34 protein-coding genes are annotated in these 23,820 nt (G+C 67.6%); 3 read left to right on the top strand and 31 right to left on the bottom strand.

Going from position 1 to position 23,820, the window contains the following annotated elements; translation table 11 throughout:
* Positions 1-329: 329 nt before the first annotated feature.
* A complete protein-coding gene (locus H0E84_RS14790) occupies positions 330-824 on the bottom strand; it encodes a peptidylprolyl isomerase (RefSeq protein WP_180679416.1) in 495 nt (164 codons plus the stop codon).
* A gap of 180 nt (positions 825-1,004) precedes the next feature.
* Between H0E84_RS14790 and typA the strand changes: the two genes are divergently transcribed.
* The 3 genes from typA to H0E84_RS14805 all read left to right on the top strand — a co-directional run bounded on the left by typA (position 1,005) and on the right by H0E84_RS14805 (position 5,154).
* Positions 1,005-2,849, top strand: coding sequence for a translational GTPase TypA (gene typA, locus H0E84_RS14795; RefSeq protein ID WP_180679417.1), 1,845 nt, complete (start codon positions 1,005-1,007; stop codon positions 2,847-2,849).
* Positions 2,850-2,856: 7 nt separating this feature from the next.
* The gene (locus tag H0E84_RS14800; protein WP_180679418.1) at positions 2,857-3,417 is read left to right on the top strand and encodes a 2'-5' RNA ligase family protein; all 561 of its coding nucleotides are present in this window, start codon (positions 2,857-2,859) and stop codon (positions 3,415-3,417) included.
* Between the two features lie 129 nt (positions 3,418-3,546).
* A complete protein-coding gene (locus H0E84_RS14805) occupies positions 3,547-5,154 on the top strand; it encodes an amidase (RefSeq protein WP_425600494.1) in 1,608 nt (535 codons plus the stop codon).
* Positions 5,155-5,158: 4 nt separating this feature from the next.
* On the opposite strand, the gene H0E84_RS14810 is transcribed toward H0E84_RS14805, so the two are convergent.
* From H0E84_RS14810 to tuf, 30 genes are all read right to left on the bottom strand, one after another.
* Positions 5,159-6,553 carry a class II 3-deoxy-7-phosphoheptulonate synthase gene (locus H0E84_RS14810; protein WP_180679419.1) on the bottom strand — a complete coding sequence of 465 codons (1,395 nt, stop codon included), beginning with the start codon at positions 6,551-6,553 and terminating at the stop codon, positions 5,159-5,161.
* 79 nt (positions 6,554-6,632) lie between these two features.
* On the bottom strand, positions 6,633-7,139 hold the full coding sequence (locus tag H0E84_RS14815; RefSeq protein ID WP_180679420.1) for a disulfide bond formation protein B: 507 nt from the start codon (positions 7,137-7,139) through the stop codon (positions 6,633-6,635).
* Between the two features lie 79 nt (positions 7,140-7,218).
* Positions 7,219-7,599 (bottom strand): 50S ribosomal protein L17, encoded by a 381-nt coding sequence (gene rplQ / locus H0E84_RS14820; protein WP_180679421.1) that lies wholly within the window; start codon positions 7,597-7,599, stop codon positions 7,219-7,221.
* A gap of 176 nt (positions 7,600-7,775) precedes the next feature.
* Entirely contained in the window at positions 7,776-8,774 is a 999-nt protein-coding gene (locus tag H0E84_RS14825; protein WP_180679422.1) for a DNA-directed RNA polymerase subunit alpha, read from the bottom strand.
* A 163-nt stretch (positions 8,775-8,937) separates the two neighbouring features.
* Positions 8,938-9,573 carry a 30S ribosomal protein S4 gene (gene rpsD, locus H0E84_RS14830; protein ID WP_180679423.1) on the bottom strand — a complete coding sequence of 212 codons (636 nt, stop codon included), beginning with the start codon at positions 9,571-9,573 and terminating at the stop codon, positions 8,938-8,940.
* A 14-nt stretch (positions 9,574-9,587) separates the two neighbouring features.
* A complete protein-coding gene (gene rpsK, locus H0E84_RS14835) occupies positions 9,588-9,977 on the bottom strand; it encodes a 30S ribosomal protein S11 (protein WP_180679424.1) in 390 nt (129 codons plus the stop codon).
* Positions 9,978-9,989: 12 nt separating this feature from the next.
* Entirely contained in the window at positions 9,990-10,346 is a 357-nt protein-coding gene (gene rpsM, locus H0E84_RS14840; protein WP_180679425.1) for a 30S ribosomal protein S13, read from the bottom strand.
* 586 nt (positions 10,347-10,932) lie between these two features.
* A complete protein-coding gene (secY, locus tag H0E84_RS14845; RefSeq protein WP_425600495.1) occupies positions 10,933-12,261 on the bottom strand; it encodes a preprotein translocase subunit SecY in 1,329 nt (442 codons plus the stop codon).
* Between the two features lie 175 nt (positions 12,262-12,436).
* Complete coding sequence (gene rplO, locus H0E84_RS14850; protein WP_219339765.1) at positions 12,437-12,880, bottom strand: 50S ribosomal protein L15; 444 nt, start codon at positions 12,878-12,880, stop codon at positions 12,437-12,439.
* Positions 12,881-12,885: 5 nt separating this feature from the next.
* On the bottom strand, positions 12,886-13,083 hold the full coding sequence (rpmD, locus tag H0E84_RS14855) for a 50S ribosomal protein L30 (RefSeq protein WP_180679427.1): 198 nt from the start codon (positions 13,081-13,083) through the stop codon (positions 12,886-12,888).
* Positions 13,076-13,609: a 30S ribosomal protein S5 gene (gene rpsE / locus H0E84_RS14860; RefSeq protein WP_180679428.1), complete on the bottom strand. Its 534-nt coding sequence runs from the start codon at positions 13,607-13,609 to the stop codon at positions 13,076-13,078. Before rpsE ends, rpmD begins: the two co-directional genes overlap by 8 nt.
* 129 nt (positions 13,610-13,738) lie before the next feature.
* Entirely contained in the window at positions 13,739-14,092 is a 354-nt protein-coding gene (gene rplR / locus H0E84_RS14865; protein WP_180679429.1) for a 50S ribosomal protein L18, read from the bottom strand.
* Positions 14,093-14,119: 27 nt separating this feature from the next.
* On the bottom strand, positions 14,120-14,647 hold the full coding sequence (gene rplF / locus H0E84_RS14870; protein ID WP_180679430.1) for a 50S ribosomal protein L6: 528 nt from the start codon (positions 14,645-14,647) through the stop codon (positions 14,120-14,122).
* Between the two features lie 13 nt (positions 14,648-14,660).
* Entirely contained in the window at positions 14,661-15,056 is a 396-nt protein-coding gene (rpsH, locus tag H0E84_RS14875; protein ID WP_180679431.1) for a 30S ribosomal protein S8, read from the bottom strand.
* 132 nt (positions 15,057-15,188) lie between these two features.
* Positions 15,189-15,494: a 30S ribosomal protein S14 gene (gene rpsN, locus H0E84_RS14880; protein ID WP_180679432.1), complete on the bottom strand. Its 306-nt coding sequence runs from the start codon at positions 15,492-15,494 to the stop codon at positions 15,189-15,191.
* Positions 15,495-15,604: 110 nt separating this feature from the next.
* Entirely contained in the window at positions 15,605-16,144 is a 540-nt protein-coding gene (gene rplE / locus H0E84_RS14885; RefSeq protein WP_180679433.1) for a 50S ribosomal protein L5, read from the bottom strand.
* An 11-nt stretch (positions 16,145-16,155) separates the two neighbouring features.
* Entirely contained in the window at positions 16,156-16,470 is a 315-nt protein-coding gene (gene rplX, locus H0E84_RS14890; RefSeq protein WP_180679434.1) for a 50S ribosomal protein L24, read from the bottom strand.
* Positions 16,471-16,610: 140 nt separating this feature from the next.
* On the bottom strand, positions 16,611-16,979 hold the full coding sequence (gene rplN / locus H0E84_RS14895) for a 50S ribosomal protein L14 (protein ID WP_058835375.1): 369 nt from the start codon (positions 16,977-16,979) through the stop codon (positions 16,611-16,613).
* Positions 16,980-16,994: 15 nt separating this feature from the next.
* The gene (gene rpsQ / locus H0E84_RS14900; protein ID WP_425600496.1) at positions 16,995-17,258 is read right to left on the bottom strand and encodes a 30S ribosomal protein S17; all 264 of its coding nucleotides are present in this window, start codon (positions 17,256-17,258) and stop codon (positions 16,995-16,997) included.
* A 32-nt stretch (positions 17,259-17,290) separates the two neighbouring features.
* On the bottom strand, positions 17,291-17,479 hold the full coding sequence (gene rpmC / locus H0E84_RS14905) for a 50S ribosomal protein L29 (RefSeq protein WP_180679436.1): 189 nt from the start codon (positions 17,477-17,479) through the stop codon (positions 17,291-17,293).
* On the bottom strand, positions 17,479-17,892 hold the full coding sequence (rplP, locus tag H0E84_RS14910) for a 50S ribosomal protein L16 (RefSeq protein ID WP_180679437.1): 414 nt from the start codon (positions 17,890-17,892) through the stop codon (positions 17,479-17,481). The genes rpmC and rplP overlap by 1 nt, the downstream gene beginning before the upstream one ends.
* Positions 17,893-17,895: 3 nt before the next feature.
* Positions 17,896-18,636 carry a 30S ribosomal protein S3 gene (gene rpsC / locus H0E84_RS14915; RefSeq protein WP_180679438.1) on the bottom strand — a complete coding sequence of 247 codons (741 nt, stop codon included), beginning with the start codon at positions 18,634-18,636 and terminating at the stop codon, positions 17,896-17,898.
* 2 nt (positions 18,637-18,638) lie between these two features.
* Positions 18,639-18,998 (bottom strand): 50S ribosomal protein L22, encoded by a 360-nt coding sequence (gene rplV / locus H0E84_RS14920; protein ID WP_180679439.1) that lies wholly within the window; start codon positions 18,996-18,998, stop codon positions 18,639-18,641.
* Positions 18,999-19,011: 13 nt separating this feature from the next.
* Positions 19,012-19,278 carry a 30S ribosomal protein S19 gene (gene rpsS / locus H0E84_RS14925; RefSeq protein WP_149195995.1) on the bottom strand — a complete coding sequence of 89 codons (267 nt, stop codon included), beginning with the start codon at positions 19,276-19,278 and terminating at the stop codon, positions 19,012-19,014.
* A gap of 6 nt (positions 19,279-19,284) precedes the next feature.
* Positions 19,285-20,112, bottom strand: coding sequence for a 50S ribosomal protein L2 (gene rplB / locus H0E84_RS14930; protein WP_180679440.1), 828 nt, complete (start codon positions 20,110-20,112; stop codon positions 19,285-19,287).
* Between the two features lie 44 nt (positions 20,113-20,156).
* Positions 20,157-20,501, bottom strand: a complete 345-nt coding sequence (gene rplW, locus H0E84_RS14935; protein ID WP_180679441.1) for a 50S ribosomal protein L23 — start codon at positions 20,499-20,501, stop codon at positions 20,157-20,159.
* Positions 20,498-21,103 carry a 50S ribosomal protein L4 gene (gene rplD, locus H0E84_RS14940; protein WP_180679442.1) on the bottom strand — a complete coding sequence of 202 codons (606 nt, stop codon included), beginning with the start codon at positions 21,101-21,103 and terminating at the stop codon, positions 20,498-20,500. Before rplD ends, rplW begins: the two co-directional genes overlap by 4 nt.
* Positions 21,104-21,113: 10 nt before the next feature.
* Positions 21,114-21,767, bottom strand: coding sequence for a 50S ribosomal protein L3 (gene rplC, locus H0E84_RS14945; protein ID WP_180679443.1), 654 nt, complete (start codon positions 21,765-21,767; stop codon positions 21,114-21,116).
* Positions 21,768-21,778: 11 nt separating this feature from the next.
* Positions 21,779-22,090, bottom strand: coding sequence for a 30S ribosomal protein S10 (rpsJ, locus tag H0E84_RS14950; RefSeq protein ID WP_024891232.1), 312 nt, complete (start codon positions 22,088-22,090; stop codon positions 21,779-21,781).
* A 535-nt stretch (positions 22,091-22,625) separates the two neighbouring features.
* Positions 22,626-23,816, bottom strand: a complete 1,191-nt coding sequence (tuf, locus tag H0E84_RS14955; protein WP_180678727.1) for an elongation factor Tu — start codon at positions 23,814-23,816, stop codon at positions 22,626-22,628.
* Between the last annotated feature and the right edge of the window lie 4 nt (positions 23,817-23,820).

Below are 23,820 nucleotides of genomic sequence, written 5' to 3' on the forward strand. Positions count from 1 at the left end.
TCGCTTTCGGATTTCCGGCAGCCCATTCCTCCGAAGCCGACCAACATCTCAGCGGGAGTCGCGCCGGGGGTGTTGCGGAGAGCTGCACATGGATGTGCAGCGGCCCTGAGTCCGGCCATGGATGGCCGGACCGAAGGGCGTAGCAACACCCCCGGCGCGGCTCACGCCCCGCACAGCCAACCGAAGGCGCTCGGGGGATCTGTCAAACAGCGGCTATTCGCTGGCGCACCCCGACACAGACCCCGCAACGGAAAGGACTGCCTGGTGCTGAAATGCCTCCGGGGCAACCGCCTTCCGCAAAGGAGAGGCGGAGCCGTGCGCCATTGACTTCAGGCCGCGAGGATCTTGTTCCACTCGGCCACGCGATCTGCCCGCGCCGCGAGTGCCGCCTCGGCGTCGCCCTCGATCTTCACCGACTTGATGGCATCGCCCTGCTTCACCGCGTCCACCACCTCCAGGCCCTCGGTGACCTTACCGAAGACGGTGTGCTTGCCGTCCAGCCAGTCGGTCTTGATATGGGTGATGAAGAACTGGCTGCCGTTGGTGTCCGGGCCGGCGTTGGCCATCGACAGCACCCCGCGCTCGTGGCGGACGCCGTTGCCGGTCTCGTCCTCGAACTTGTATCCGGGGCCGCCCCGGCCGGAGCCCTCCGGGCAGCCACCCTGGATCATGAAATCCGGGATCACCCGGTGGAAGCCCAGCCCGTCGTAGAACCCGCGCCGGGCAAGATTGACGAAGTTGGCCACCGTCAGCGGGGCCTTGTCGGGGTACAGCTCGACCTTGATCTGGCCACGATCGGTGTCGAAAACGGCATTCAGGGACATGTCGGATCCTCAGCTGGGGACGAAGAAATCGGGGTCTGGAACCAGATGCGGGGCCCGGAGCCCCGATTCAACCGCGGGCCGGGATTGACGCAGCGCAACACGCTATAATACCCGGCTTCCTCCACTTCCCTACCGCGCCCTGCCCCACCGCACCGGCGCGCCTCGCCCATGTCCGCACCCATGTCCATCGAACGCCTGCGCAATATCGCCATCGTCGCCCACGTCGACCACGGCAAGACCACCCTCGTCGATCAGCTGCTCAAGCAATCGGGCACCCTGAGCGATCGCGCCGTCGTCCCCGACCGGGTGATGGACAGCAACGACCTCGAGAAGGAGCGTGGCATCACGATCCTCTCCAAGAACACCGCCATCCGCTGGACCGACAAGGACGGCCAGGTCTGGCGCATCAACATCGTCGACACCCCGGGCCACGCCGACTTCGGCGGCGAGGTCGAACGGGTACTGTCGATGGTCGACTCGGTGTTGATCCTGGTCGACGCCATGGACGGGCCGATGCCTCAGACCCGATTCGTCACCCAGAAGGCGTTTGCGATGGGTTTCAAGCCGATCGTCGTGGTCAACAAGGTCGACCGCCCCGGCGCCCGGCCGAGTTGGGTACTCGACCAGACCTTCGACCTGTTCGACCGCCTCGGCGCCAACGACGACCAGCTCGACTTCACCACCGTCTATGCCTCGGGCCTGCAGGGCTACGCCGGGCCGACCGAGGACGTTCGCGAAGGCGACATGACCCACCTGTTCGAGACCATCTGCGAGCACGTCCCCGCGCCGCCGGTCGATCCGGACGGCCCGTTCCAGATGCGCGTGACCAGCCTCGACTACAACAACTACGTCGGCATCATCGGCGTGGGCCGCATCCAGCGCGGCAAGGTCAGGACCAACCAGCAGGTCACCGTGGTCGACCGCGAGGGCAAGACCCGCAACGCCAAGGTGCTGCAGGTGCTCGGCTTCATGGGCCTGGAGCGCATCGAAGTATCGCAGGCCCAGGCCGGCGACATCATCGCCTTCAGCGGCATCGAAGGAATCGGCATCTCCGACACGCTGTGCGACCCCGCCGCGGTCGAGCAGTTGCCGGTGCTGGCGGTCGACGAGCCCACCATCTCGATGACCTTCCAGGTCAACGACTCGCCGTTCGCCGGGGTCAAGGACCGCAGCGGCGGCAAGTTCCTGACCTCGCGCCAGCTGCGCGATCGCCTCACCCGCGAGACCCAGCACAACGTCGCGCTGAAAGTCGAGGACACCGCCGATGCCGACAAGTTCAAGGTCTCCGGCCGCGGCGAGCTGCACCTGTCGATCCTGATCGAAACCATGCGCAGAGAAGGCTACGAACTGGCGGTATCGCGCCCCGAGGTGATCGTGCGCGAGATCGACGGCGTGAAACAGGAGCCGTACGAGCAGCTCGTCGTCGACATGGAGGAGCAGTTCCAGGGCGGCGTGATGGGACGCCTGGGCGAGCGCAAGGCGCAGCTGCAGAACATGGAGCCCGACGGCAAGGGGCGCGCGCGCCTGGAGTTCATCATCCCGGCGCGCGGGCTGATCGGCTTCCAGACCGAGTTCCGCACCCTCACCGCCGGGACCGGCCTGCTGTTCCACGTGTTCGACCACTACGGCCCGCGCGCCGAGGGCGAGATCGGCCAGCGCATCAACGGCGTGCTGATCTCCAACGGCACCGGGCCGTCGCCGGCCTATGCGCAGATCGCGATGCAGGAGCGCGGCCGGCTGTTCATCGAGCCGGGCGAGGAGATCTACGAGGGCCAGATCGTCGGCATCAACTCGAAGGACAACGATCTCACCGTCAATGCGCTGCGCGGCAAGCAGCTCACCAACTTCCGCGCGTCCGGCAAGGACCAGGACGAAGGGCTGATCCCGCCGATCAAGCTGTCGCTGGAGCAGGCGCTCGAGTTCATCGACGACGACGAACTGGTCGAGGTGACCCCGAAGCAGATCCGCCTGCGCAAGAAGCTGCGCACCGAGGTCGACCGCAAGCGCGCCAGCCGCGCCGCCTGAGCCCGCCGTGAGCGTGTTCGTCGCCTGGATGCCGGACGACGACGCGCTCGATGCGCTCACCGCGCTGCGCGCCTCCGTCGTCGACGCGGCGCCGGAGACCGCGCGCCTGGAATGGCGCCGGCGCCGCCAGCTGCACATGACGCTGCGCTACCTGTACGGCGGGCTGCCGGCCGATCCCGGGCCGCTCTACGCCGGGATGGCCGCGATCGCGGCGCGCACCCGACGCATCGACCTGGTCTTCGATCGCGTCGAGGCCTGGAGCAACGTACTGGTGGCGTGCCCGGCGCCGCATTCCCGGCTCGACGGGCTGTTCGCGGACGCCGATGCCGTCGCCGTGGCGTGCGGCGACCGGCCCGAACCGAAACCGCCGAAGCCGCACGTCACCCTCGCCTACCTGCCCCGCGCGCCGGGCGCCCTGCCCGGCACCGGGCTGCCGCGGGCCCCGTCGCCGCTTCCGTTTGAGACCTGCGTGGGACGCGTCGCGCTCGCCCGGACCGCCCCCGGCGGCTACGAGACGCCGGACTGGTGGCCGCTGCAGGACCCACCGCTGCCCACCTCCCCGGACTGAGCGCACCCACGACGACCGGTCCGATGTTGCGCGGCCCGGCAGCGCGCGCGATGCTGCTCGCCGGTCCCCCGGGAATGCCGCATGCGATCCCTTCCGTCAGCGGCCCTGCTGCGCACCGGCTGGATGCTCCTGGGCTGCGCCCTCCTCGGCGCCTGCGAGCGCCAGCCCAGTCCCACCTCGGCCTCCAGCGCCGAGGCGCCCGGGGCCGAACGGGGCCCGGCCGGGACCGCGCCGTTCGCCTTCGCCGAACTCGAGGTCGCCGAACTGCAGGCGCGCATGGCACGCGGCGAGCTGGACAGCCGCACCCTCACCCGCGCCTATCTCGACCGCATCGCGGCGATCGACCACGCAGGGCCGACCCTGCGCGCGGTGATCGAACTCAATCCGGATGCGCTCGACGAAGCCGATGTGCGCGACGCGGAGCGCGCCGCCGGCCGGCCACGCGGCCCGCTGCACGGCATCCCGGTGCTGCTCAAGGACAACATCGACGCCACCCCGATGGCGAACTCGGCCGGTTCGCTGGCCCTGGCCGGCCACCGTCCGGCGCGCGACGCCTTCCTGGTGCGCCGGCTGCGAGACGCCGGCGCCGTGCTCCTCGGCAAGACCAACCTCAGCGAGTGGGCCAACTTCCGCTCCAGCCGCTCCACTTCGGGCTGGAGTGCGCGCGGCGGCCAGACCCGCAACCCCTACGTGCTCGACCGCAGCCCGTGCGGATCGAGTTCCGGCAGCGCGGTGGCGGTGGCGGCCAGCCTCGCCGCGGTGGCGATCGGCACCGAGACCGACGGCAGCATCCTGTGCCCGGCCGCGGTCAACGGCCTGGTCGGGATCAAGCCCACCGTCGGCCTGGTCAGCCGCGACGGCATCATTCCGATCGCCGCGTCCCAGGACACCGCCGGTCCGATGGCGCGCAGCGTGGCGGACGCCGCGGTGTTGCTGGCGGCGATGGCCGGGCCCGACCCGGCCGATCCCGCGACCGGGGGCACCGGCCGGCCGCCGCCCGTGGACTACGTCGTCCACCTGCGCGCCGACGGCCTGCACGGCGCGCGCATCGGGATCCTGCGCGAGCATGGGGTCGACGCGCAGCCCGACGTCGACGCCGCCTTCGAGCGCGCGATCGGCACCCTGCAGGCGGCCGGCGCGACCGTCGTCGAGGCCCGGATCGCCACCGCCGGCGAATGGTCGGACGACGAGTTCACGGTGCTGCTGCACGAGTTCCGGGACGGCCTGGAGCGCTACCTCGACTCGCGTCAGGCGCCGGTACGCGATCTCCCCGCCATCGTCGCCTTCAATCACGACCATGCGGCGCAAGAGCTCCCGTGGTTCGGCCAGGAACTGCTCGAACGCGCCGCCGCGACGCCGGGGCTCGACGATCCGGCCTATCGTCGGGCGCGCGACCGCGCCCGGCGGCTCGCCCGCGAACAGGGCCTGGAGGCCGCGCTGCGCGACGGCCGTCTGGACGCCCTGGTGGCGCCGACCGTCGGCCCGGCATGGCCGATCGATCCGGTCAACGGCGACAACTTCACCGGCGCCGGGTATGGCGTGGCCGCGGTGGCCGGCACGCCGTCCATCACCGTGCCGATGGGGGACAGCCACGGTTTGCCGCTGGGCATCGTCTTCCTCGGCCCGGCCTGGAGCGAGGGCCGGCTGATCGAACTGGCCTACGCCTTCGAGCGCCTGTCCGCGGCGCGCGCGGCGCCGCGCTTCCTGGCCACCGTGTCGATTCCCGCGCCGGAGTGAACGGTCAGCGCGCCGCCGGCGCGGCGACCTGGTTCTGCTTGTGCACGATCGCCATCGCGATCTCCAGCGCCTGTTCGTAGTTGAGCCGCGGATCGACCGAGGAGCGGTAGGCGCGCGCCAGGTCGAGATCGGTCAGGTCGCGGGCACCGCCGGTGCATTCGGTCACGTCCTCGCCGGTCAGCTCCAGGTGCACACCGCCCAGGCGCGTGCCCGCGGCGGCATGCAGGTCGAACGCCTGCTCCACCTCGCCGCGGATGTTGTCGAAGCGCCGGGTCTTGTAGCCGTTGCTGGTCGATTCGGTGTTGCCGTGCATGGGGTCGCAGATCCACAGCACCCGGCGGCCCTCGCGCCTGACCGCATCGAGCAGTGCAGGCAGGCGCTCGGCGATGCGGCTGGCGCCCATGCGGTGGATCAGCGCCAGCCGGCCCGGCTCGTCGTCCGGATTGAGCGTATCGATCAGGCGCAGCAGCTCGTCGGAGGTCACCGACGGGCCGATCTTGACCGCGACCGGATTGCGGATCCCGCGGAAATACTCGGTATGCGCGCCTTCCAGCGCGGCGGTGCGCATGCCGATCCAGGGGAAATGCGTGCTGAGGTTGAACCAGCCCCACTGCCGCGGCACCTGCCGGGTCTGCGCCTCCTCGTAGGGCAGCAGCAACGCCTCGTGCGAGGTGTAGAAGTCCACCCGGTTGAGGTTGTAGACCTCGCTGCCCGACAGCGTCTCCATGAAGCGCACCGCGTCGCCGATGCTGGCGACCATGCGGTGGTAGTCGGCCGCCAGCGGCGAGTGCCCCACCCAGTCCAGGTTCCAGTACTCGGGATGGTGCAGGTCGGCGAAGCCGCCGTCGATCAGCGACCGGGTGAAGTTCATGGTCATCGCCGAGCGCGCATGCGCCTTGACCATGCGCCGCGGGTCCGGGGTGCGCGCTTGCGGCGTGAACTCCGGGCCGTTGACCATGTCGCCGCGGTAGCTGGGCAGGGTGACGCCGTCGCGGGTCTCGGTGTCGGCGGAGCGCGGCTTGGCGTACTGGCCGGCGAAGCGCCCCACCCGCACCACGGGCAGGCGCAGGCCGTGCACCAGCACCAGGCTCATCTGCAGCAGCACCTTGAGCCGGTTGGAAATCAGCTCCGAGCTGCAGTCGGCGAAATTCTCGGCGCAGTCGCCGCCCTGCAGCAGGAAGCGCTTGCCTTCCTGGGCCTCGGCGAGCTGCTGCTTGAGGGCGAGGATCTCCCAGGACGTGACCAGCGGCGGCAATGCCTGCAGCTCTTCCTGCACCGCCGCCAGGGCGGCGGCGTCGGGATAGGTCGGCAGTTGCAGCGCCGGACGCCTGCGCCAGCTGTCCGGGCTCCAGTCGGCTGGAAGGTTCACGGCGCGGAGGTTGCGTTCTGGCTGCGGCATGGTCTGGACCCGGCTTGGTCCGTCATCATGCCAGACTGCTGCACCGCGTCAATTTCGCCTGCAACCGTTGCCGGACGGCTCAGCGCCGGCGCCGGAACGCCGCATGCAGCGCCCAGGCGCCCAGCAGGACGAACCAGACCAGGCTCCAGGCCGGCATCGACAGGCCCAGGAAGGTCCAGTCGACCAGGCCGCAGTCGCCGGTTCCGGTCAGCACCTTGCGGATCAGGCTGCCGGTCGACATGGTCTGGCGCATGAAGTCCAGCGGCGGGCCGCAGGCGGGGATCTCGGGGGGGAACAGCTGGATCCAGGTGTGGCGCCCGGCAATGCCGATGCCCACCGCGGCGGCAGCGAAGGCAAGTCCCCCGTAAAGCCTGCGCCCCACGACGCCGCGCGGTGCATGCAGCCCGCCGACCAGCAGCACCAGGCCGAGTCCAGCGAAGGCGATCCGCTGGAAGATGCACAGCGGGCAGGGCTCGAGCCCCCACTGCAGCTGGGAGTAGATCGCGAATCCGATGAGCGCCGCGCAGGCCGCGGCGGCGATCAGGAACTGGGCGCGGAAGGACCAGCGCAAGGGGTTCGTCTGCATCGGCGCAAGATAGCAAAAACCCCGGCGCGTGGCCGGGGTTCTGCGGGACCTGTCGTCGGGCGGAAGGACCGCCCGGCGCCTACTCGGCGGCGTCGGCGGCCACCGGACGGTCGACCAGCTCCACGTACGCCATCGGCGCGTTGTCGCCGTCGCGGAAGCCGCACTTGAGGATACGCAGGTAGCCGCCCGGGCGTGCACGGTAGCGCGGCCCCAGCTCGACGAACAGCTTGCCGACCGCTTCCTTGTCGCGCAGGCGCGCGAACGCCAGGCGGCGGTTGGCCACGCCGTCGTTCTTGCTGATGGTGATCAGCGGCTCTGCGACCCGACGCAGTTCCTTCGCCTTCGGCAGCGTGGTGCGGATCATCTCGTGCTTGAACAGCGACGCCGCCATGTTGCGGAACATCGCTTCGCGATGGGCGCTGGTGCGGTTGAATTTGCGTCCGGCTTTCTGGTGGCGCATGGTCTTGGTTCCTGAATTTGTCTCGGATGACGACGCCCAACGCGCGCCTCTCGAATTCTATGCCTTGCCATCCATGGCGGAGCGAAGCTGGCTTCGGATCGTCCTGCCCGGCCATCCATGGCCGGGCGTTCGCGACCGCAGCCGATGCCGATAGGGCATCGGCTAGACGCGGTCGCTCACCCAAGCATCCCGTGCTGCGAGACGCCGGCCGGCGGCCAGTTCTCCAGCTTCATGCCCAGCGAAAGCCCGCGCTGGGCGAGCACTTCCTTGATCTCGGTGAGCGACTTCTTGCCCAGGTTCGGGGTCTTGAGCAGCTCGACCTCGGTCTTCTGGATCAGGTCGCCGATGTAGTAGATGCTCTCGGCCTTGAGGCAGTTGGCCGAGCGCACGGTCAGCTCCAGATCGTCGATCGGGCGCAGCAGCAGCGGATCGACGCCGGCGGTCTGCTGCTTGGCGGCACCGCGGTCGCGGTTGGTGAAGTCGCCGAACACCGACAGCTGGTCGGTGAGGATGTCGGCGGCGGTGCGCACCGCCTCCTCGGCGTCGATGGTGCCGTTGGTCTCGATGTCGAGCACCAGCTTGTCGAGGTCGGTACGCTGCTCGACGCGGGCGGCCTCGACCTCGTAGGCGACGCGGCGCACCGGCGAGAACGATGCGTCGAGCATCAGCCGGCCGATGGCACGGGTCTCCTCGTCCGGACGACGGCGCGCGGCGGCCGGCTGGTAGCCGAAACCGCGCTCGATCTTCAGCCGCATGTTGACCGAGGCGTCCTTGGTCAGGTGGCAGATCACGTGGTCGCCGTTGAGGATCTCGACGTTGTGATCGGTCTTGATGTCGGCCGCGGTCACCGTGCCCGGGCCGGACTTGGCCAGCGACAGGGTGGACGACTCGCCCGTGCCCATGCGGATGGCGACGTCCTTGAGGTTCAGCAGCACCTCGAGCACGTCCTCCTGCAGGCCCTCGATGGCGCTGTACTCGTGCAGCACGCCGTCGATCTCGACCTCGGTGATCGCAAAGCCCGGAATCGACGACAGCAGCACCCGGCGCAGCGCATTGCCCAGGGTATGGCCATAGCCGCGCTCCAGCGGCTCGATCACGACCTTGGCGCGATTGCCGGCAAGGCGCTCGATCTGCGGGGCGCGCGGACGCAGGACCTGGTTGGCAGTAACCGTCATTTTCTTGGCTTCTCCTCAAATGCCGACGCGTGGGGGTGCGCGGCCATAGAGCTGTTGGAGCCCCCTTGATACCGGGGGAGCCGGCGCGCGGCTGCACGCGCTGGCGGGGGATCGGTGCGGCGAATGGCCGGCCAGGGGCCGGCCATAGGAGCCGGCGCCGGCCTTACTTCGAGTACAGCTCGACGATCAGCGCCTCGTTGATGTCGGACGGCAGGTCGCCGCGATCCGGCACCGCCTTGAACACGCCGGCGAACTTCTTGGCGTCCACCTCGACCCAGCCCGGCGACAGATCCATCTGCGACGACACGTCGAGCGCTTCCTGCACGCGCATCTGCTTCTGTGCGCGTTCGGCCAGGGCGATCGCGTCGCCGGCCTTGACCTGGTAGGACGGCAGGTTGACCGGCTTGCCATTGACGGTCACGCCGCGGTGGCTCACCAGCTGGCGCGCGGCCGGCCGGGTGACGGCGAAGCCCATCCGGTAGACGACGTTGTCCAGGCGGGTTTCCAGCAACTGCAGCAGGTTCTCGCCGGTGTTGCCCTTCTTGGTCGAGGCCTTCTTGTAGTAGTTGCGGAACTGCCGCTCGAGCAGGCCGTAGATGCGCTTGACCTTCTGCTTCTCGCGCAGCTGGACGGCGTAGTCGGAGAGCTTGCTGCGGCGTGCGCCGGTGCCGGCGCCGTGCTGGCCGGGCTTCTGCTCCAGCTTGCACTTGGAATCGAGCGCGCGCGACGGGCTCTTCAACGAGAGGTCGGCGCCTTCGCGGCGGGCGAGCTTGCAGGTGGGACCGATATAACGAGCCATGTCTTCTCAGCTCCTCAGACGCGACGCTTTTTGGGAGGCCGGCACCCGTTGTGCGGGATCGGCGTCACGTCGATGATGTTGGTGATCTTGTAGCCGACGTTGTTCAACGAGCGCACCGCCGACTCGCGCCCGGGGCCGGGGCCCTTGATGCGCACTTCCAGCGACTTCACGCCGTAGTCGAGCGCGGCCTTGCCGGCCTTCTCGGCGGCGACCTGCGCAGCGAACGGGGTCGACTTGCGGGAGCCACGGAAACCCGCGCCGCCCGAGGTCGCCCACGACAGCGCGTTGCCCTGGCGGTCGGTGATCGTGATGATCGTGTTGTTGAACGAAGCGTGGACGTGGGCGACACCGTCGGTGACGACGCGCTTGATCTTCTTCTTGGTCTTGGCAGCCGGCTTGGCCATGGCGTTGTCCCCTTACTTCCGGATCGGCTTGCGCGGACCCTTGCGGGTGCGGGCGTTGGTGCGGGTGCGCTGGCCGCGCAGCGGCAGGCCGCGGCGGTGGCGCAGGCCACGGTAGCTGCCCAGGTCCATCAGGCGCTTGATCGACATGCCGACCTCGCGACGCAGATCGCCCTCGACCACGAACTTGCCGACCTCGGAGCGCAGGCGCTCGACTTCCGGCTCGGACAGGTCGACGATCCGGGTCGAAACCTCGACGCCGGCCGCTTCGCAGACCTGCTTGGAACGGGTACGGCCGATGCCGTAGATGCTTTGCAACCCGACCCAGACGTGTTTCTGGGCAGGCAGGTTGACACCCGCAATACGCGCCATGAGGCGATCTCCAAACTGTTTTGGCTGCCGGACCCTGGATCCGGCGGAGTGAACACGAAATTGTATCAGGGTCTCGGGTTCTCAGGAAGCCCCTGGACGGCCTGGCGGCCGCCCGGGGCTCCGGCACGGGGAGTGTGCCCGTGCTCCGGCGAAAGCCCGGCGCTGGCCGCATCCCGGAGTCTCCGGGTCGCGGCCGCCCCACGCACTCACGCGGGGACAGGCACCGGACCACCCGCGCGCGAGACCGCCGCCCGGGTCGCCCATCTTCCCTTCCCTGCGCTGTTGTCAGGGGCGGGTCTTGTTCTGCGCCGCTCCGCTTTGAAAGCCGGGGCGGAGCGGAATCTCTAGCTGCCATCCTTGGCGCAACCGTGCCGGCTTGCGGGTGGTCCGGCCCGGCCATCATTGGCCGGGCGCTCGCGCGGGCAGCGCGGCAGTGCCGCGCTAGCGCGCCCGCGCTCCCTGGTGGGAACTTCATCCCGCAAGGGCCGGTGTTCTTGCCATCCATGGCGGGACCATCTTGGCTCCGGAGGGACCTGCCCGGCCATCCTTGGCCGGGCGCTCGCGCGGGCAGCGCGGCAGTGCCGCGCTAGCGCGCCCGCGCTCCCCCCTTCAGGTTTGCTTTCTTGAGGAGGCTTTCGTACTGGTGCGACATCAGGTGCGCCTGGATCTGGGCGATGAAGTCCATCACCACGATCACCACGATCAGCAGCGAGGTGCCGCCGAAGTAGAACGAGGTGCCCAGCTCCGCGCGCATGAACTCGGGCAGCAGGCAGACGATCACCAGGTACAGGGCGCCGGCCGCGGTCAGCCGCGTCAGCACGCCGTCGACGTAGTCCGCGGTCGCCTTGCCCGGCCGGATCCCCGGAATCAGCGCACCCGACTTCTTCAGGTTGTCGGCGGTCTCCTGGCTGTTGAACACCAGCGCCGTGTAGAAGAAGGCGAAGCCCGCGATCAGCCCGCCGTAGAGCAGGATGTACAGCGGCTCACCCGGCGACAGGGCCTGCGCGGCGCGCTGCAGCCACAGCGCCGAGCCGGCCTGGCCGAACCAGGTCGAAACCGTGGCCGGGAACATGATGATCGACGAGGCGAAGATCGCCGGGATCACGCCCGCCATGTTGAGCTTGAGCGGCAGGAACGAGGTCTGGTTCATGTACGCGTTGCGGCCGCCCTGGCGGCGCGCGTAGTTGACCGTGATCCGCCGTTGCCCGCGCTCGATGAACACCACGAAGAAGATGAAGGCGAGCACGATGACGGCGATCATGATCACCGCGATCGGGCTGATGTCGCCGTTGCGCGCCTGTTCCAGCGTGCTGAACACCGCGCTCGGCAACCCCGAAACGATGCCGGCGAAGATGATCAGCGACACGCCGTTGCCGACGCCGCGTTCGGTCACCTGCTCGCCCAGCCACACCAGGAACATGGTGCCGGCGGTCAGCGCGACGATTGCGGTGAGGACGAAACCGATGCCAGGCGCGTACACCACCTGGATGCCGTTGCTGGCGCCGGACCCCTGCAGGGCTACGGCGATGCCGGCCGACTGGAAGATCGCCAACGGGATCGCGCCGATGCGCGACCACTGGGTGATCTTGCGGCGACCGGACTCGCCTTCCTTCTGGATCGCCTTCAGGCTGGGCACGATCTGCACCATCAGCTGCATGACGATCGAGGCCGAGATGTACGGAATGACGTTCAGCGCGAACAGGCTGAAGCGCTCCAGGGCGCCGCCCGAGAACATGTTGAACATGTCCACGATGGTGCCCTGCTGCTGCTCCATCAGCCGCAGCATCGCTTCCGGATTGACGCCCGGGACCGGGATGAAGCAGCCGATCCGATAGACCAGCAGCGCACCGAGCACGAACAGCAGGCGCTGACGCAGCTCGGTGAACTTGCCCAGCCCCGAACCGACTCCGCCCATTGCGCTACCGCTGCGTGACATTCGATGCTCCGATGTGACGATCTATCTGCACGCTCAAAAACCCTTCACTCGAAAACGATGGCTGCCATCATGGTGCGGCTTCGCCGGCTCCGGACCGCCCGGCCCGTCCATCCATGGCCGGGCGCTCGCCGGCGCGCTGGGTGCCGCGCCAAGCTTACGCCGGCTCGCCCTCGACGCTGCCGCCGGCGGCCTCGATCGCCGCGCGCGCGCCGGCGGTGGCCAGCACGCCCTTGAGTACCAGCTTCTTCGAGATCTCGCCCTTCTTGACGATCTTGGCGCGCTTGGCCTTGGACGGCACCAGCTTGGCCGCGCGCAGGGCGGCGAAGTCGATCTCGCCCTCGAGCCTGTCCAGCTGGTACAGCATCACCTCGGCGGTGTCGTTCTTGAGCTTCGAGCGGAAGCCGACCTTCGGCAGCCGCATGTGCATCGGCATCTGGCCGCCTTCGAAGCCGGCCTTGATCTTGCCCTTGCCCGAGCGCGCGAACGAGCCCTTGTGGCCGCGCCCGGCGGTCTTGCCGAGACCCGAACCGATGCCACGGCCGACCCTGGTGCGCTCCTTGCGGGCGCCGTCGGCGGGCTTGAGTGTGTTCATACGCATGACGATTACTCCTCGACCCGGACCAGATAGTGGACCTTGTTGATCAGGCCGCGCACCTGCGGGCTGTCCTTCAGTTCGCGGACGTCGTTGAGCTTGTTGAGGCCCAGCGCCTTCACCGACAACCGGTGGCGCGCCTGGGTTCCCCGCAAGCCCTTGACCAGGCGCACCTTGACGGTGCCGCCGGTGGTTTCGTTCTTAGCCATGGAGCACGTCCTCCACCTTCTTGCCGCGCTTGGCCGCGATCTTGCCGGGAGAGTGCATCGACTCCAGGCCCCTGACCGTGGCGCGGACCAGATTGATGGGATTGCGCGAACCGACCGCCTTCGCCAGCACGTCCTTGACGCCGACCGCCTCGAGCACGGCGCGCATCGCGCCGCCGGCGATCACGCCGGTACCCTCGGAAGCGGGCTGCATGAACACGCGGGCCGCGCCGTGGCCGGCCTTGACCGTGTGCCACAGAGTGCCGCCGTTGAGTTCGACGCTGCTCATGTTCTTGCGGGCGTACTCCATCGACTTCTGGATCGCCACCGGCACCTCGCGGGCCTTGCCGTAGCCGAAGCCGACCTTGCCGTTGCCGTCGCCCACCACCGTCAGCGCGGTGAAGGTGAACTGGCGGCCGCCCTTGACGGTCTTGCTGACGCGGTTGACCGCGATCAGCTTCTCGACCATGCCGTCGTCCATCTCCTCTCGGTCGCGATTGCGTCCGCGCGAATCTCTTTCGTTTGCCATGTCGTGATCTCTGATGTGTCCGGGAATGTACGGCTTGGCCGCTTATGGTTGTGGTATGTATCGGTGAACCACCGGCTCGCGCAGAAGGCGAAGCGGTGTCCGGCGCAGCCCACGCCGGCAGGGGCTGGATCAGAACTCGAGACCGCCCTCGCGGGCCGCGTCGGCCAGCGCCTTGACGCGGCCGTGGTAGCGATAGCCCGAGCGGTCGAAGGCGACCTTGTCGACGCCGGCCGCCTTGGCCTTCTCGGCGATCGCGCGGCCCACCTTCGCGGCCGCCTCGATGTTCTTGTTGCTCTTCAGGCCGTCGCGCACGTCGGCCTGAGTGGTGCTGGCGGCCGCGAGTACCTTCGAGCCGTCGGCGCTGAACAGCTGCGCGTAGACGTGCTGGCCGGTGCGAAGCACCGACAAGCGCGGCGTGCCGATGTCGCGGATGCGCGCGCGGGTCGACTTAGCGCGGCGCAGACGGGCGTTCTTCTTGTCCATGGTCTTTCTCCGAGGCGGATCGACGAACTACGCCTTCTTGGCCTCTTTGCGGATGATGTTTTCACCGGCGTACTTCACGCCCTTGCCCTTGTACGGCTCGGGCGGGCGATAGCCGCGGATCTTGGCGGCGACCTGGCCGACGCGCTGCTTGTCGGCGCCGCTGACCACGATCTCGGTCTGGGTCGGCGTGGTGATGCTGATCCCGTCCGGGGTGGCGAAGACCACCGGGTGCGAGAAGCCCAGCGACAGGTTCAGGTCCTTGCCCTGCATCGATGCGCGGTAACCCACGCCGACCAGCTCCAGCTTGCGCTCGAAGCCCTCGGACACGCCATGCACCATGTTGGCCAGGATCGCGCGCATGGTGCCGGTGATGGCCATGTGGGAAGGCTCGCGGGGCGACAGCACCGCGGTGCCGTCCTCGACGGAAACGTCGACCCCTTCCGGACGCGCGATCGACAGCGTGCCCTTGGCGCCCTTGACGCTGATGGAATCGGCCTGGATGTTCAGTTCGACGCCCTTCGGAAGAGCGATCGGCTTCTTGGCTACGCGAGACATGCGGCGTGCTCCCTCAGGCCACGAAGCACAGGACCTCGCCGCCGACGCCCTGCTGGCGCGCCTGCGAATCGGTCATGATGCCCTTCGAGGTGGAAATGATGGCGATGCCCAGGCCATTGAGGACCTTGGGCAGCTCGTCCTTGCCGCGGTACTGGCGCAGACCCGAGCGCGAGAAGCGCTTGAGGTTCTCGATTACCGGACGGCCTTCGTAGTACTTCAGCTCGATCTCGAGCTCGGCCTTCGGGCCGTTCTCGGTCACGCGCCAGTCGGCGATGTAGCCCTCGTCCTTCAGCACCTTGGCGATGGCCGCCTTGGTCTTCGAAGACGGCATCTTCACCGCAGGCTTGCCGACGGCGGCCGCATTTCGGATGCGGACCAGCATGTCGGCGATGGGATCAGTCATGCTCATTGATTGTTACCTTTGAGTGCACCGATATCCGATGGATACGGGGAAACGTGAATCGAGAATCGAGAATCGAGAATCGGAAAAGCGGCGACCGGGGCTCTTGCGATTCCCGACTCCCGATTCCCCATTCCCGCTCTACCAGCTGGCCTTGCGCAGGCCCGGGACGTCGCCGCGCATGGTGGCCTCGCGCAGCTTGTTGCGGCCCAGGCCGAACTTGCTGTAGACCGCGCGCGGGCGGCCAGTCATGGCGCAGCGCGTGGTCTGGCGCGCCGGCGACGAGTCACGCGGAAGCTTCTGCAGGCGGATCACCGCCTCCATGCGCTCGTCGTAGCTCGACGTCTCGTTGCTGATGATCTTCTTAAGCTCTTCGCGCTTGGCGGCGTACTTCTTCGCCAGCTTGGCCCGCTTGACTTCGCGGTTGACCATGGAGGTCTTGGCCATGTGTAAATCCTCAGTGATTCGTGATTCGTGATTTGTGATTCGAAGGATCGGGACCGCGCCGGCTTTCGCCGTTGCGAATCACCAATCACCAATCCCGAATCACGGCTCCATCAATTGCGGAACGGGAAGCGGAAGGCCTCGAGCAGCGCCCTGGCCTCGGCATCCGTCTTCGCGGTGGTGGTGATGGCGATATCCATGCCGCGGATCGCGTCGACCTGGTCGAAATCGATCTCCGGAAAGATGATCTGCTCCTTCACGCCCATGTTGTAGTTGCCGCGGCCATCGAACGACCGCCCGGAAACGCCGCGGAAGTCGCGTACGCGCGGCAGCGACACGTTGACCAGGCGGTCGAGGAACTCGTACATCCGGGTCCGGCGCAGGGTCACCTTGCAACCGATCGGCCAGCCATCGCGGATCTTGAACGAGGCGACCGACACGCGCGACTTGGTGATCTGCGGCCTCTGGCCGGCGATCTTCGCCATGTCCGCGGTCGCGTTCTCGAGGATCTTCTTGTTGGCCGCCGCCTCGCCCACGCCCATGTTGAGCGTGATCTTGGTCAGCTTCGGCACCTGCATCGGATTGGTGTAGCCGAACTTCTCCATCAGCTTCGGCACCACTTCGTCCTTGTAGAACTGTTCCAGACGGGTCATTTCAGCATTCCTCAGGCGTCGACCGCCTCACCGCTGGAGCGGAACACCCGGATCCGGCGTCCATCCTCCAGCACCTTGGTACCGATGCGCTCGCCCTTGCCCGAGGCAGGGTTGAACGGCATCACGTTGGAAACATGGATCGGCGCCTCGCGCTCGATCACGCCGCCCGGCTGGTTGGCCTGCGGATTCGGCTTGGTGTGGCGCTTGACGATGTTGATGTTCGACACGACGACCTTGTCGCCGAGCACGCGCACCACGTCGCCCTTCTTGCCCTTGTCCTTGCCGGCGGTCACGATGACCTGGTCGCCCTTCTTGATTCTGTTCATAACCATATTCTCTTAGAGAGAGCCTGCCATCCATGGCGCAACATCGTTAGCTTCGGATCGTCCGGCCCGGCCATCCTGGCCGATCGTTCGCCAAGGCGGCGCGGCGGTGCCGCGCCAAACACGCCTTGGCTCACCCGCGCTCAGAGCACTTCAGGCGCGAGCGAGACGATCTTCATGAACTTCTCGGACCGCAGTTCGCGCGTCACCGGCCCGAAGATGCGGGTGCCGATCGGCTCGTGCTTGTTGTTCAACAACACCGCGGCGTTGCCGTCGAAGCGGATCAGCGAACCGTCCGGGCGACGCACGCCCTTGCGGGTACGCACCACGACCGCGTTGTAGACCTCGCCCTTCTTCACCTTGCCGCGCGGGATCGCGTCCTTGATCGACACCTTGATGATGTCGCCGATCGCGGCGTAGCGGCGCTTGGAGCCGCCGAGCACCTTGATGCACATCACTTCCTTGGCGCCGGAGTTGTCCGCCACGTCGAGGTGGCTTTGCATCTGGATCATGTTCGGCGCTCCTCGTTATTCGGCCGCACGCGTGACGATTTCGACCACGCGCCAGTTCTTGGTCTTGGACATCGGCGCGATCTCGACCATGCGCACCATGTCGCCTTCGCTGCAGGCGTTGTCCGCGTCGTGGGCATGCAGCTTGGTCGAGCGGCGGATGTACTTGCCGTACAGCGCGTGCTTGACCTGACGCTCCACCAGCACCGTCACGGTCTTGTCCATCTTGTTGCTGACGACGCGGCCTTCGACCGTGCGCAGCTTCTTCTCGGCCTGGTTCATATCGGCGGTGTTCTCTGTCATGTCGGCCGTCCTCACTTCTTCTGGCCGAGCAGGGTGTTGACGCGCGCGATCTCGCGGCGCACCCGGCGGGCCTCGTGGGTCTTGGCGAGCTGGCCGGTGGCCTTCTGCATGCGCAGCGAGAACTGCTCCTTGTGCAGGTCCACCAGATGGGACTTGAGGTCGTCGCCGGACTTCTCGCGGAGTTCCTTGATCGTAGCCATCAGCGCACCGTCCGGGTCACGAATTGGGTGGTGACCGAAAGCTTGGCGGCGGCCAGGCGGAACGCCTCGCGCGCGGTCGCCTCGTCGATGCCCTCGATCTCGAAGATCATCCGCCCGGGCTGCACCTGGGCGACCCAGAACTCCACGTTGCCCTTGCCCGAGCCCATCCGGACCTCGATCGGCTTCTTGGTGATCGGCTTGTCGGGGAACACCCGGATCCACATCTTGCCGCCGCGCTTGACGTGACGGCTGATGCTGCGGCGTCCGGCCTCGATCTGGCGCGCGGTCAGCTGCCCGGTCTGCGTCGCGCGCAGCCCGTATTCGCCGAAGCTCACGAGATTGCCGTTCCAGGCCAGGCCGTCGTTGCGGCCCTTGTGCATCTTGCGGTACTTGGTTCGCTTGGGTTGCAGCATGACTTAGTCCCTCGCCTCGCGATCACGGTCGCGGCGCGGACCGCGCGGGCGCTCGTTGCGCTCGCCGCGATCGCCACGCGGCGAATCGTCCTGCTTCTCCTGGCCCACCTGGCTGAAATCGAAGATCTCGCCCTTGTAGATCCAGGTCTTGATGCCGATGATTCCGTAGGTCGTCTTGGCCTCGGCGAAGCCGTAGTCGACGTCGGCGCGCAGCGTATGCAGCGGCACGCGGCCTTCCCGGTACCACTCCGAACGTGCGATTTCCGCGCCGTTGAGGCGGCCGGCGACGTTGACCTTGATGCCCAGCGCGCCCAGGCGCATCGCGTTGCCGACAGCGCGCTTCATCGCGCGGCGGAACATGATGCGGCGCTCGAGCTGCTGCGCGATCGACTCGGCGACCAGCTGCGCGTCGAGTTCGGGCTTGCGCACCTCGGTGACGTTGATGTGCGCAGGCACGCCCATCATGTCGCTGACCTCGCGGCGCAGCTTCTCGATGTCCTCGCCGCGCTTGCCGATCACCACGCCCGGGCGGGCGGTATGGATGGTCACGCGTGCGGTCTTGTTCGGACGCTCGATCATGATCTTGGAGATCCCGGCCTGCGCCAGCTTCTTGCGCAGCATCTCGCGGACCTTCAGGTCGGCCGCCAGGTAGTCGGCGAACTCCTTCTTGCCGGCGTACCACTTGGAATTCCAGTCCTTGGAAATGCCGAGGCGGATACCGGTGGGATGAACTTTATGACCCATGGTTACTTGCCCTTTCCGGTGGTTTCGCCCACCACCACCGTGATGTGGCTGGTGCGCTTGAGGATGCGGGTGCCGCGGCCCTTGGCGCGCGCCATGAAGCGCTTCAGGGTCGGGCCCTCGTCCACCATGATGGTGGTGACCGAAAGCTCGTCGACGTCGGCGCCCTGGTTGTTCTCGGCGTTCGCGATCGCCGATTCGACCACCTTGCGGATCATGTGGGCGGCCTTCTTGTCGGAGAAGCGCAGCAGGTTGACCGCGCGCTCGGCAGACAGCCCGCGCACCTGGTCGGCGACGAGACGCGCCTTCTGCGGGGAGATGCGCGCGGTCCGCAGGACCGCCCTTGCGCCATTCTGGTTGCTCATGGTCGTCATCTCCTTAACGCGACTTCTTGTCGCCGCTGTGACCCTTGAACGTACGGGTCAAGGCGAACTCGCCGAGCTTGTGGCCGACCATGTTCTCGTTGACCAGCACCGGAATGTGGTTTCTGCCGTTGTGCACGGCGATGGTGTAACCCACCATCTCCGGCAGGATCATCGAACGGCGCGACCAGGTCTTGATCGGGCGCTTGCTGGTGCCCGCGGTCTCGATCTTCTTGATCAGATGATGATCGACGAACGGACCTTTCTTCAGGGAACGTGCCATAGCCAATTAGCTCCTGCGGTCGCGCACGATGAACTGCTGGGTGCGCTTGTTCTTGCGGGTCTTGTAACCCTTGGTCGGCACGCCCCACGGCGTAACCGGGTGCGGGTTGCCCTGGCCGGCGCGGGCTTCGCCGCCGCCGTGCGGATGGTCGACCGGGTTCATCGCCGCGCCGCGGACGGTCGGCTTGATGCCGCGCCAGCGCTTGGCGCCGGCCTTGCCCAGCTTCTCCAGGTTGTGCTCGACGTTGCCGACCTCGCCGATGGTGGCGCGGCACTCGGCAGGCACCCGGCGCATCTCGCCGGAGCGCAGACGCAGCGTGGCATAGCCCTGCTCGCGTGCGACCAGCTGGACCGAGGCGCCCGCGGCGCGCGCGATCTGCGCGCCCTTGCCGGGCTTCATCTCGATGCAGTGCACCGTGGAGCCCATCGGGATGTTGCGCAGCGGCAGCGTGTTGCCGGTCTTGATCGGCGCATCCGGGCCCGCCATCACCTGGTCGCCGGCCTTCAGGCCCTTCGGCGCGATGATGTAGCGGCGCTCGCCGTCGACGTAGCACAGCAGGGCGATGTGGGCCGTGCGGTTGGGATCGTATTCGATCCGCTCCACGCGCGCCGGGATGCCTTCCTTGTTGCGCTTGAAGTCGATGATCCGGTAGTGCTGCTTGTGGCCACCGCCGATATGACGGGTGGTGATGCGGCCGTGGTGGTTGCGGCCGCCGGTCTTGCCCTGCTTCTCGACCAGCGCGGCGTGCGGGGCGCCCTTGTGGAGCTCGGGCGTCACCACGCGGACCGCGGAACGGCGGCCGGCGGAAGTAGGCTTGAATTTCATCAATGGCATGGGACTGGATCCTGTTCAGTGAAGTCCTGCGGAGCAGGGCTTCGTCAGACCTTGGCCGTCATCACGTCGATCGACTGGCCCTCGGCCAGCTTCACGTACGCCTTGCGCCAGTCGCCGCGACGGCCGCTGCGGAAGCGGAAGGACTTGTTCTTTCCCTTCACGTTCAGCACGTTGACCGCCTCGACCTTGACGTCGAAGAGCTTCTCGATCGCGGCCTTGATGTCGGCCTTGGTCGCGTCCTTCGACACCTCGAACGCATACTGATTGGAGAGTTCCTGCAGGCGCGCGGTCTTCTCGGAGACGCGCGGTGCACGAATCACCTCGTAAAGCTTGCTGGCGGCGAGCTCGCGGGTCGCGCCGGCGGTGTTGTCGGTGCTCTTGGCGCTCATGCCAGCCACTCCTCGATCTTCTTGACCGCATCGGCGGTGATCAACACGGTGTCGGACGACACCAGCGCGACCGGGTCCAGCCCCTGGACGTCGCGGACCTGCACGTAGGGCAGGTTGCGCGCCGACAGGTACAGGTGCTCGGAGGCTTCCTCGGTCACGATCAGCGGACGCCGACCGAGATCGAACTCCTTGAGCTTCGCGATCAGGCCGCTTGTCTTCGTCTGCTCGATATCGAACGCGTCGACGACCTTCAGACGGCCCTGCCGGTTGAGCTCGGACAGGATCGCCGCCATCGCGGCGCGGTACATCTTGCGGTTGACCTTCTGCTCGAAGCTGCGCGGCTTGGCCGCGAAGGTCACGCCGCCGCCGACGAAGATCGGCGCGGTCAGCGCGCCGTGGCGGGCGCCGCCGCCCTTCTGCCGCTTCGACTTCTTGGTGGTGCCGTTGACCTCGGAGCGGGTCTTCTGCGCCTTGGTGCCGGCACGCCCGGCATTGCGGTAGGCGACGACGACCTGGTGCACCAGGTCCTCGCTGAACTCGCGACCGAAGACCGCGTCGGACACCGACAGCTTCTCGCTGCTGTTGTTGATAGCCAGTTCCATCGTGGTCTCCTTAACCCTTGCTCGCCGGACGCACGATGACGTCGCCGCCCGGCGCGCCGGGCACCGCGCCCTTGACCGCGATCAGGCCGCGCTCTGCGTCGACCCGGACCACCTCGAGGTTCTGGGTGCTCTGGTTCCTGGCGCCCATGTGGCCGGACATCTTCTTGCCGGGGAACACGCGGCCGGGCGTCTGGCGCTGGCCGATCGAGCCCGGCGAGCGATGCGACAGCGAGTTGCCGTGCGTCGCGTCGCCCATCTTGAAGTTCCAGCGCTTGATCGTGCCCTGGAAGCCCTTGCCCTTGGTCACGCCCTGGACGTCGACGATCTGGCCGACCTCGAAAATGTCGGCCTTGATCTCGCCGCCGACCTGGAAGTCGCCGAGCCGGTCGTCGGCCACGCGGAACTCCCACAAGCCGCGGCCCGGCTCGACCTTGGCCTTGGCCAGGTGACCGGCCTCGGGCTTGGTGAGCAGCGAAGCGCGACGGGCGCCGACGGTGACCTGTACGGCGCTGTAGCCGTCGGTGTCGGCGGTCTTCACCTGGGTGATGCGGTTGGGGGTCGCCTCGATCAGGGTCACCGGCACGGACTGGCCGTCCTCGGTGAACACCCGGCTCATGCCGGCCTTGCGGCCGACGATTCCCAACGAATGCTTCTTCGCGGTCATGGTCCGGGCCCTCAGGTCAGCTTGATCTGGACGTCGACGCCGGCCGCGAGCTCGAGCTTCATCAGCGCGTCCACGGTCTTGTCGTTGGGGTCGACGATGTCGAGCACGCGCTTGTGCGTGCGGGTCTCGTACTGGTCGCGCGCGTCCTTGTCGACGTGCGGCGAGGTCAGGATGGTGTAGCGCTCGATCTTGGTGGGCAGCGGGATCGGGCCGCGCACCTGCGCGCCGGTCCGCTTGGCCGTTTCGACGATCTCGCTTGCCGAACGGTCGATCAGGCGATGATCGAACGCTTTCAGCCGGATCCGGATCTTTTGGTCCGCCATGACGAAATTCCTTGGTTGAAAGAGCGACAGGCCCCGCGGCTGGGTGCGCAAGGCCTCGTGGAATCGACGACTTTCCGGACCGATGCCGCAGGCCCGGGAGTTTCCCTGGGAAAAACGAAGGCAGGCCGGTCACCCGGCCCGCCCAGACTGAGAACTGCAAGCGCGACGAAATGCCCCTGCCGATGATGTCCCGAACCATTTCGGGACGACCGGGGCGCTGCCGCGCGACATTTTCCCTGTCTGGCGAAAACGAGGCGCGTCCTGCCCCTCATTTCGCGGTTCCGCGAAGCCGCCCGAGGCGGCTCCGCGAAGTGGTCGATCATTATAGGGAGTGGGCCGGGCTGAATGCAACACCCGAACCGCTCGCCGATGCCCGGGAGTTCCCGGAGCCGCGTCCCGCCACCCGGAGGAGGCGCGGACTGTCGTGGCTCCTGCCAGCCCGCGGCCCACAAGCGGGGCGCGGGCCTGACCCCGGCCTGCACCGGGACGGCGCAGCGACAAAGGCGAGCGCGTCAGGCGCGCCCGCCGCGCTGCGTCACTTCAGGATCTTCGCCACCACGCCGGCGCCGACCGTCCGGCCGCCCTCGCGGATCGCGAAGCGCAGGCCCTCGTCCATCGCCACCGGGTTGATCAGCTCCACCACCATCTTCACGTTGTCGCCCGGCATCACCATCTCCGTGCCCTCCGGCAGCGTCACCGCGCCGGTGATGTCCGTGGTCCGGAAGTAGAACTGCGGACGGTAGCCCTTGAAGAACGGCGTGTGACGACCGCCCTCGTCCTTCGACAGCACGTACACCTCGGCCTCGAAGCTGGTGTGCGGCGCGATCGAACCCGGCTTGCACAGCACCTGCCCGCGCTCCACGTCGTCGCGCTTGGTGCCGCGAAGCAGCAGACCCGCGTTGTCGCCCGCCTGGCCCTGGTCCAGCAGCTTGCGGAACATCTCCACGCCCGTCACCGTGGTCTTCTGCGTCGCGCGGATCCCCACGATCTCGATCTCGTCGCCCACCTTGATGATCCCGCGCTCGATGCGCCCGGTCACCACCGTGCCGCGCCCGGAGATCGAGAACACGTCCTCCACCGGCATCAGGAACGGCTTGTCCACGTCGCGCTCGGGCTCCGGGATCCAGGTGTCCAGCGCCTCGACCAGCTTGATGATCGACGGCACGCCAATGTCGGTCTGATCGCCTTCCAGCGCGGAACGCGCCGAACCGGTGATGATCGGAGTGTCGTCGCCCGGAAACTCGTACTTGCTCAGCAGCTCGCGGACCTCCATCTCCACCAGCTCCAGCAGCTCGGCGTCGTCCACCAGGTCCGCCTTGTTCAGGTAGACCACGATGTACGGCACGCCGACCTGGCGCGCCAGCAGGATGTGCTCGCGCGTCTGCGGCATCGGACCGTCCGCGGCCGAACACACCAGGATCGCGCCGTCCATCTGCGCCGCACCGGTGATCATGTTCTTCACGTAGTCCGCGTGGCCCGGGCAGTCGACGTGCGCGTAGTGCCGGCTCTCCGACTCGTACTCCACGTGCGCCGTCGAAATCGTGATCCCGCGCGCCTTCTCTTCCGGCGCCGCGTCGATCGCGTCGTAGGCCTTGAACTCGCCGCCGAAACGCTCCGCACCGATCTTCGTCAGCGCCGCCGTCAGCGTCGTCTTGCCGTGGTCCACGTGACCGATCGTGCCCACGTTCACGTGGGGCTTGGTGCGCTCGAACTTACCCTTGGCCATGGTT

This window comes from Luteimonas salinisoli (genome assembly GCF_013425525.1).
Lineage (GTDB): Bacteria > Pseudomonadota > Gammaproteobacteria > Xanthomonadales > Xanthomonadaceae > Luteimonas > Luteimonas salinisoli.

Bases quoted from the DNA above. Each gene is read 5' to 3' on its own strand.
- H0E84_RS14790 (WP_180679416.1), bottom strand. From the start codon at position 824: ATGTCCCTGAATGCCGTTTTCGACACCGATCGTGGCCAGATCAAGGTC.
- typA (WP_180679417.1), top strand. From the start codon at position 1,005: ATGTCCATCGAACGCCTGCGCAATATCGCCATCGTCGCCCACGTCGAC.
- H0E84_RS14810 (WP_180679419.1), bottom strand. From the start codon at position 6,553: ATGCCGCAGCCAGAACGCAACCTCCGCGCCGTGAACCTTCCAGCCGAC.
- H0E84_RS14815 (WP_180679420.1), bottom strand. From the start codon at position 7,139: ATGCAGACGAACCCCTTGCGCTGGTCCTTCCGCGCCCAGTTCCTGATC.
- rplQ (WP_180679421.1), bottom strand. From the start codon at position 7,599: ATGCGCCACCAGAAAGCCGGACGCAAATTCAACCGCACCAGCGCCCAT.
- H0E84_RS14825 (WP_180679422.1), bottom strand. From the start codon at position 8,774: ATGACGGTTACTGCCAACCAGGTCCTGCGTCCGCGCGCCCCGCAGATC.
- rpsD (WP_180679423.1), bottom strand. From the start codon at position 9,573: ATGGCTCGTTATATCGGTCCCACCTGCAAGCTCGCCCGCCGCGAAGGC.
- rpsK (WP_180679424.1), bottom strand. From the start codon at position 9,977: ATGGCCAAGCCGGCTGCCAAGACCAAGAAGAAGATCAAGCGCGTCGTC.
- rpsM (WP_180679425.1), bottom strand. From the start codon at position 10,346: ATGGCGCGTATTGCGGGTGTCAACCTGCCTGCCCAGAAACACGTCTGG.
- secY (WP_425600495.1), bottom strand. From the start codon at position 12,261: ATGGGCGGAGTCGGTTCGGGGCTGGGCAAGTTCACCGAGCTGCGTCAG.
- rplO (WP_219339765.1), bottom strand. From the start codon at position 12,880: ATGCGTATGAACACACTCAAGCCCGCCGACGGCGCCCGCAAGGAGCGC.
- rpmD (WP_180679427.1), bottom strand. From the start codon at position 13,083: ATGGCTAAGAACGAAACCACCGGCGGCACCGTCAAGGTGCGCCTGGTC.
- rpsE (WP_180679428.1), bottom strand. From the start codon at position 13,609: ATGGCAAACGAAAGAGATTCGCGCGGACGCAATCGCGACCGAGAGGAG.
- rplR (WP_180679429.1), bottom strand. From the start codon at position 14,092: ATGGACAAGAAGAACGCCCGTCTGCGCCGCGCTAAGTCGACCCGCGCG.
- rplF (WP_180679430.1), bottom strand. From the start codon at position 14,647: ATGTCTCGCGTAGCCAAGAAGCCGATCGCTCTTCCGAAGGGCGTCGAA.
- rpsH (WP_180679431.1), bottom strand. From the start codon at position 15,056: ATGAGCATGACTGATCCCATCGCCGACATGCTGGTCCGCATCCGAAAT.
- rpsN (WP_180679432.1), bottom strand. From the start codon at position 15,494: ATGGCCAAGACCTCCATGGTCAACCGCGAAGTCAAGCGGGCCAAGCTG.
- rplE (WP_180679433.1), bottom strand. From the start codon at position 16,144: ATGACCCGTCTGGAACAGTTCTACAAGGACGAAGTGGTGCCGAAGCTG.
- rplX (WP_180679434.1), bottom strand. From the start codon at position 16,470: ATGAACAGAATCAAGAAGGGCGACCAGGTCATCGTGACCGCCGGCAAG.
- rplN (WP_058835375.1), bottom strand. From the start codon at position 16,979: ATGATCCAGATGCAAAGCCACCTCGACGTGGCGGACAACTCCGGCGCC.
- rpsQ (WP_425600496.1), bottom strand. From the start codon at position 17,258: ATGAACCAGGCCGAGAAGAAGCTGCGCACGGTCGAAGGCCGCGTCGTC.
- rpmC (WP_180679436.1), bottom strand. From the start codon at position 17,479: ATGGCTACGATCAAGGAACTCCGCGAGAAGTCCGGCGACGACCTCAAG.
- rplP (WP_180679437.1), bottom strand. From the start codon at position 17,892: ATGCTGCAACCCAAGCGAACCAAGTACCGCAAGATGCACAAGGGCCGC.
- rpsC (WP_180679438.1), bottom strand. From the start codon at position 18,636: ATGGGTCATAAAGTTCATCCCACCGGTATCCGCCTCGGCATTTCCAAG.
- rplV (WP_180679439.1), bottom strand. From the start codon at position 18,998: ATGAGCAACCAGAATGGCGCAAGGGCGGTCCTGCGGACCGCGCGCATC.
- rpsS (WP_149195995.1), bottom strand. From the start codon at position 19,278: ATGGCACGTTCCCTGAAGAAAGGTCCGTTCGTCGATCATCATCTGATC.
- rplB (WP_180679440.1), bottom strand. From the start codon at position 20,112: ATGCCATTGATGAAATTCAAGCCTACTTCCGCCGGCCGCCGTTCCGCG.
- rplW (WP_180679441.1), bottom strand. From the start codon at position 20,501: ATGAGCGCCAAGAGCACCGACAACACCGCCGGCGCGACCCGCGAGCTC.
- rplD (WP_180679442.1), bottom strand. From the start codon at position 21,103: ATGGAACTGGCTATCAACAACAGCAGCGAGAAGCTGTCGGTGTCCGAC.
- rplC (WP_180679443.1), bottom strand. From the start codon at position 21,767: ATGACCGCGAAGAAGCATTCGTTGGGAATCGTCGGCCGCAAGGCCGGC.
- rpsJ (WP_024891232.1), bottom strand. From the start codon at position 22,090: ATGGCGGACCAAAAGATCCGGATCCGGCTGAAAGCGTTCGATCATCGC.
- tuf (WP_180678727.1), bottom strand. From the start codon at position 23,816: ATGGCCAAGGGTAAGTTCGAGCGCACCAAGCCCCACGTGAACGTGGGC.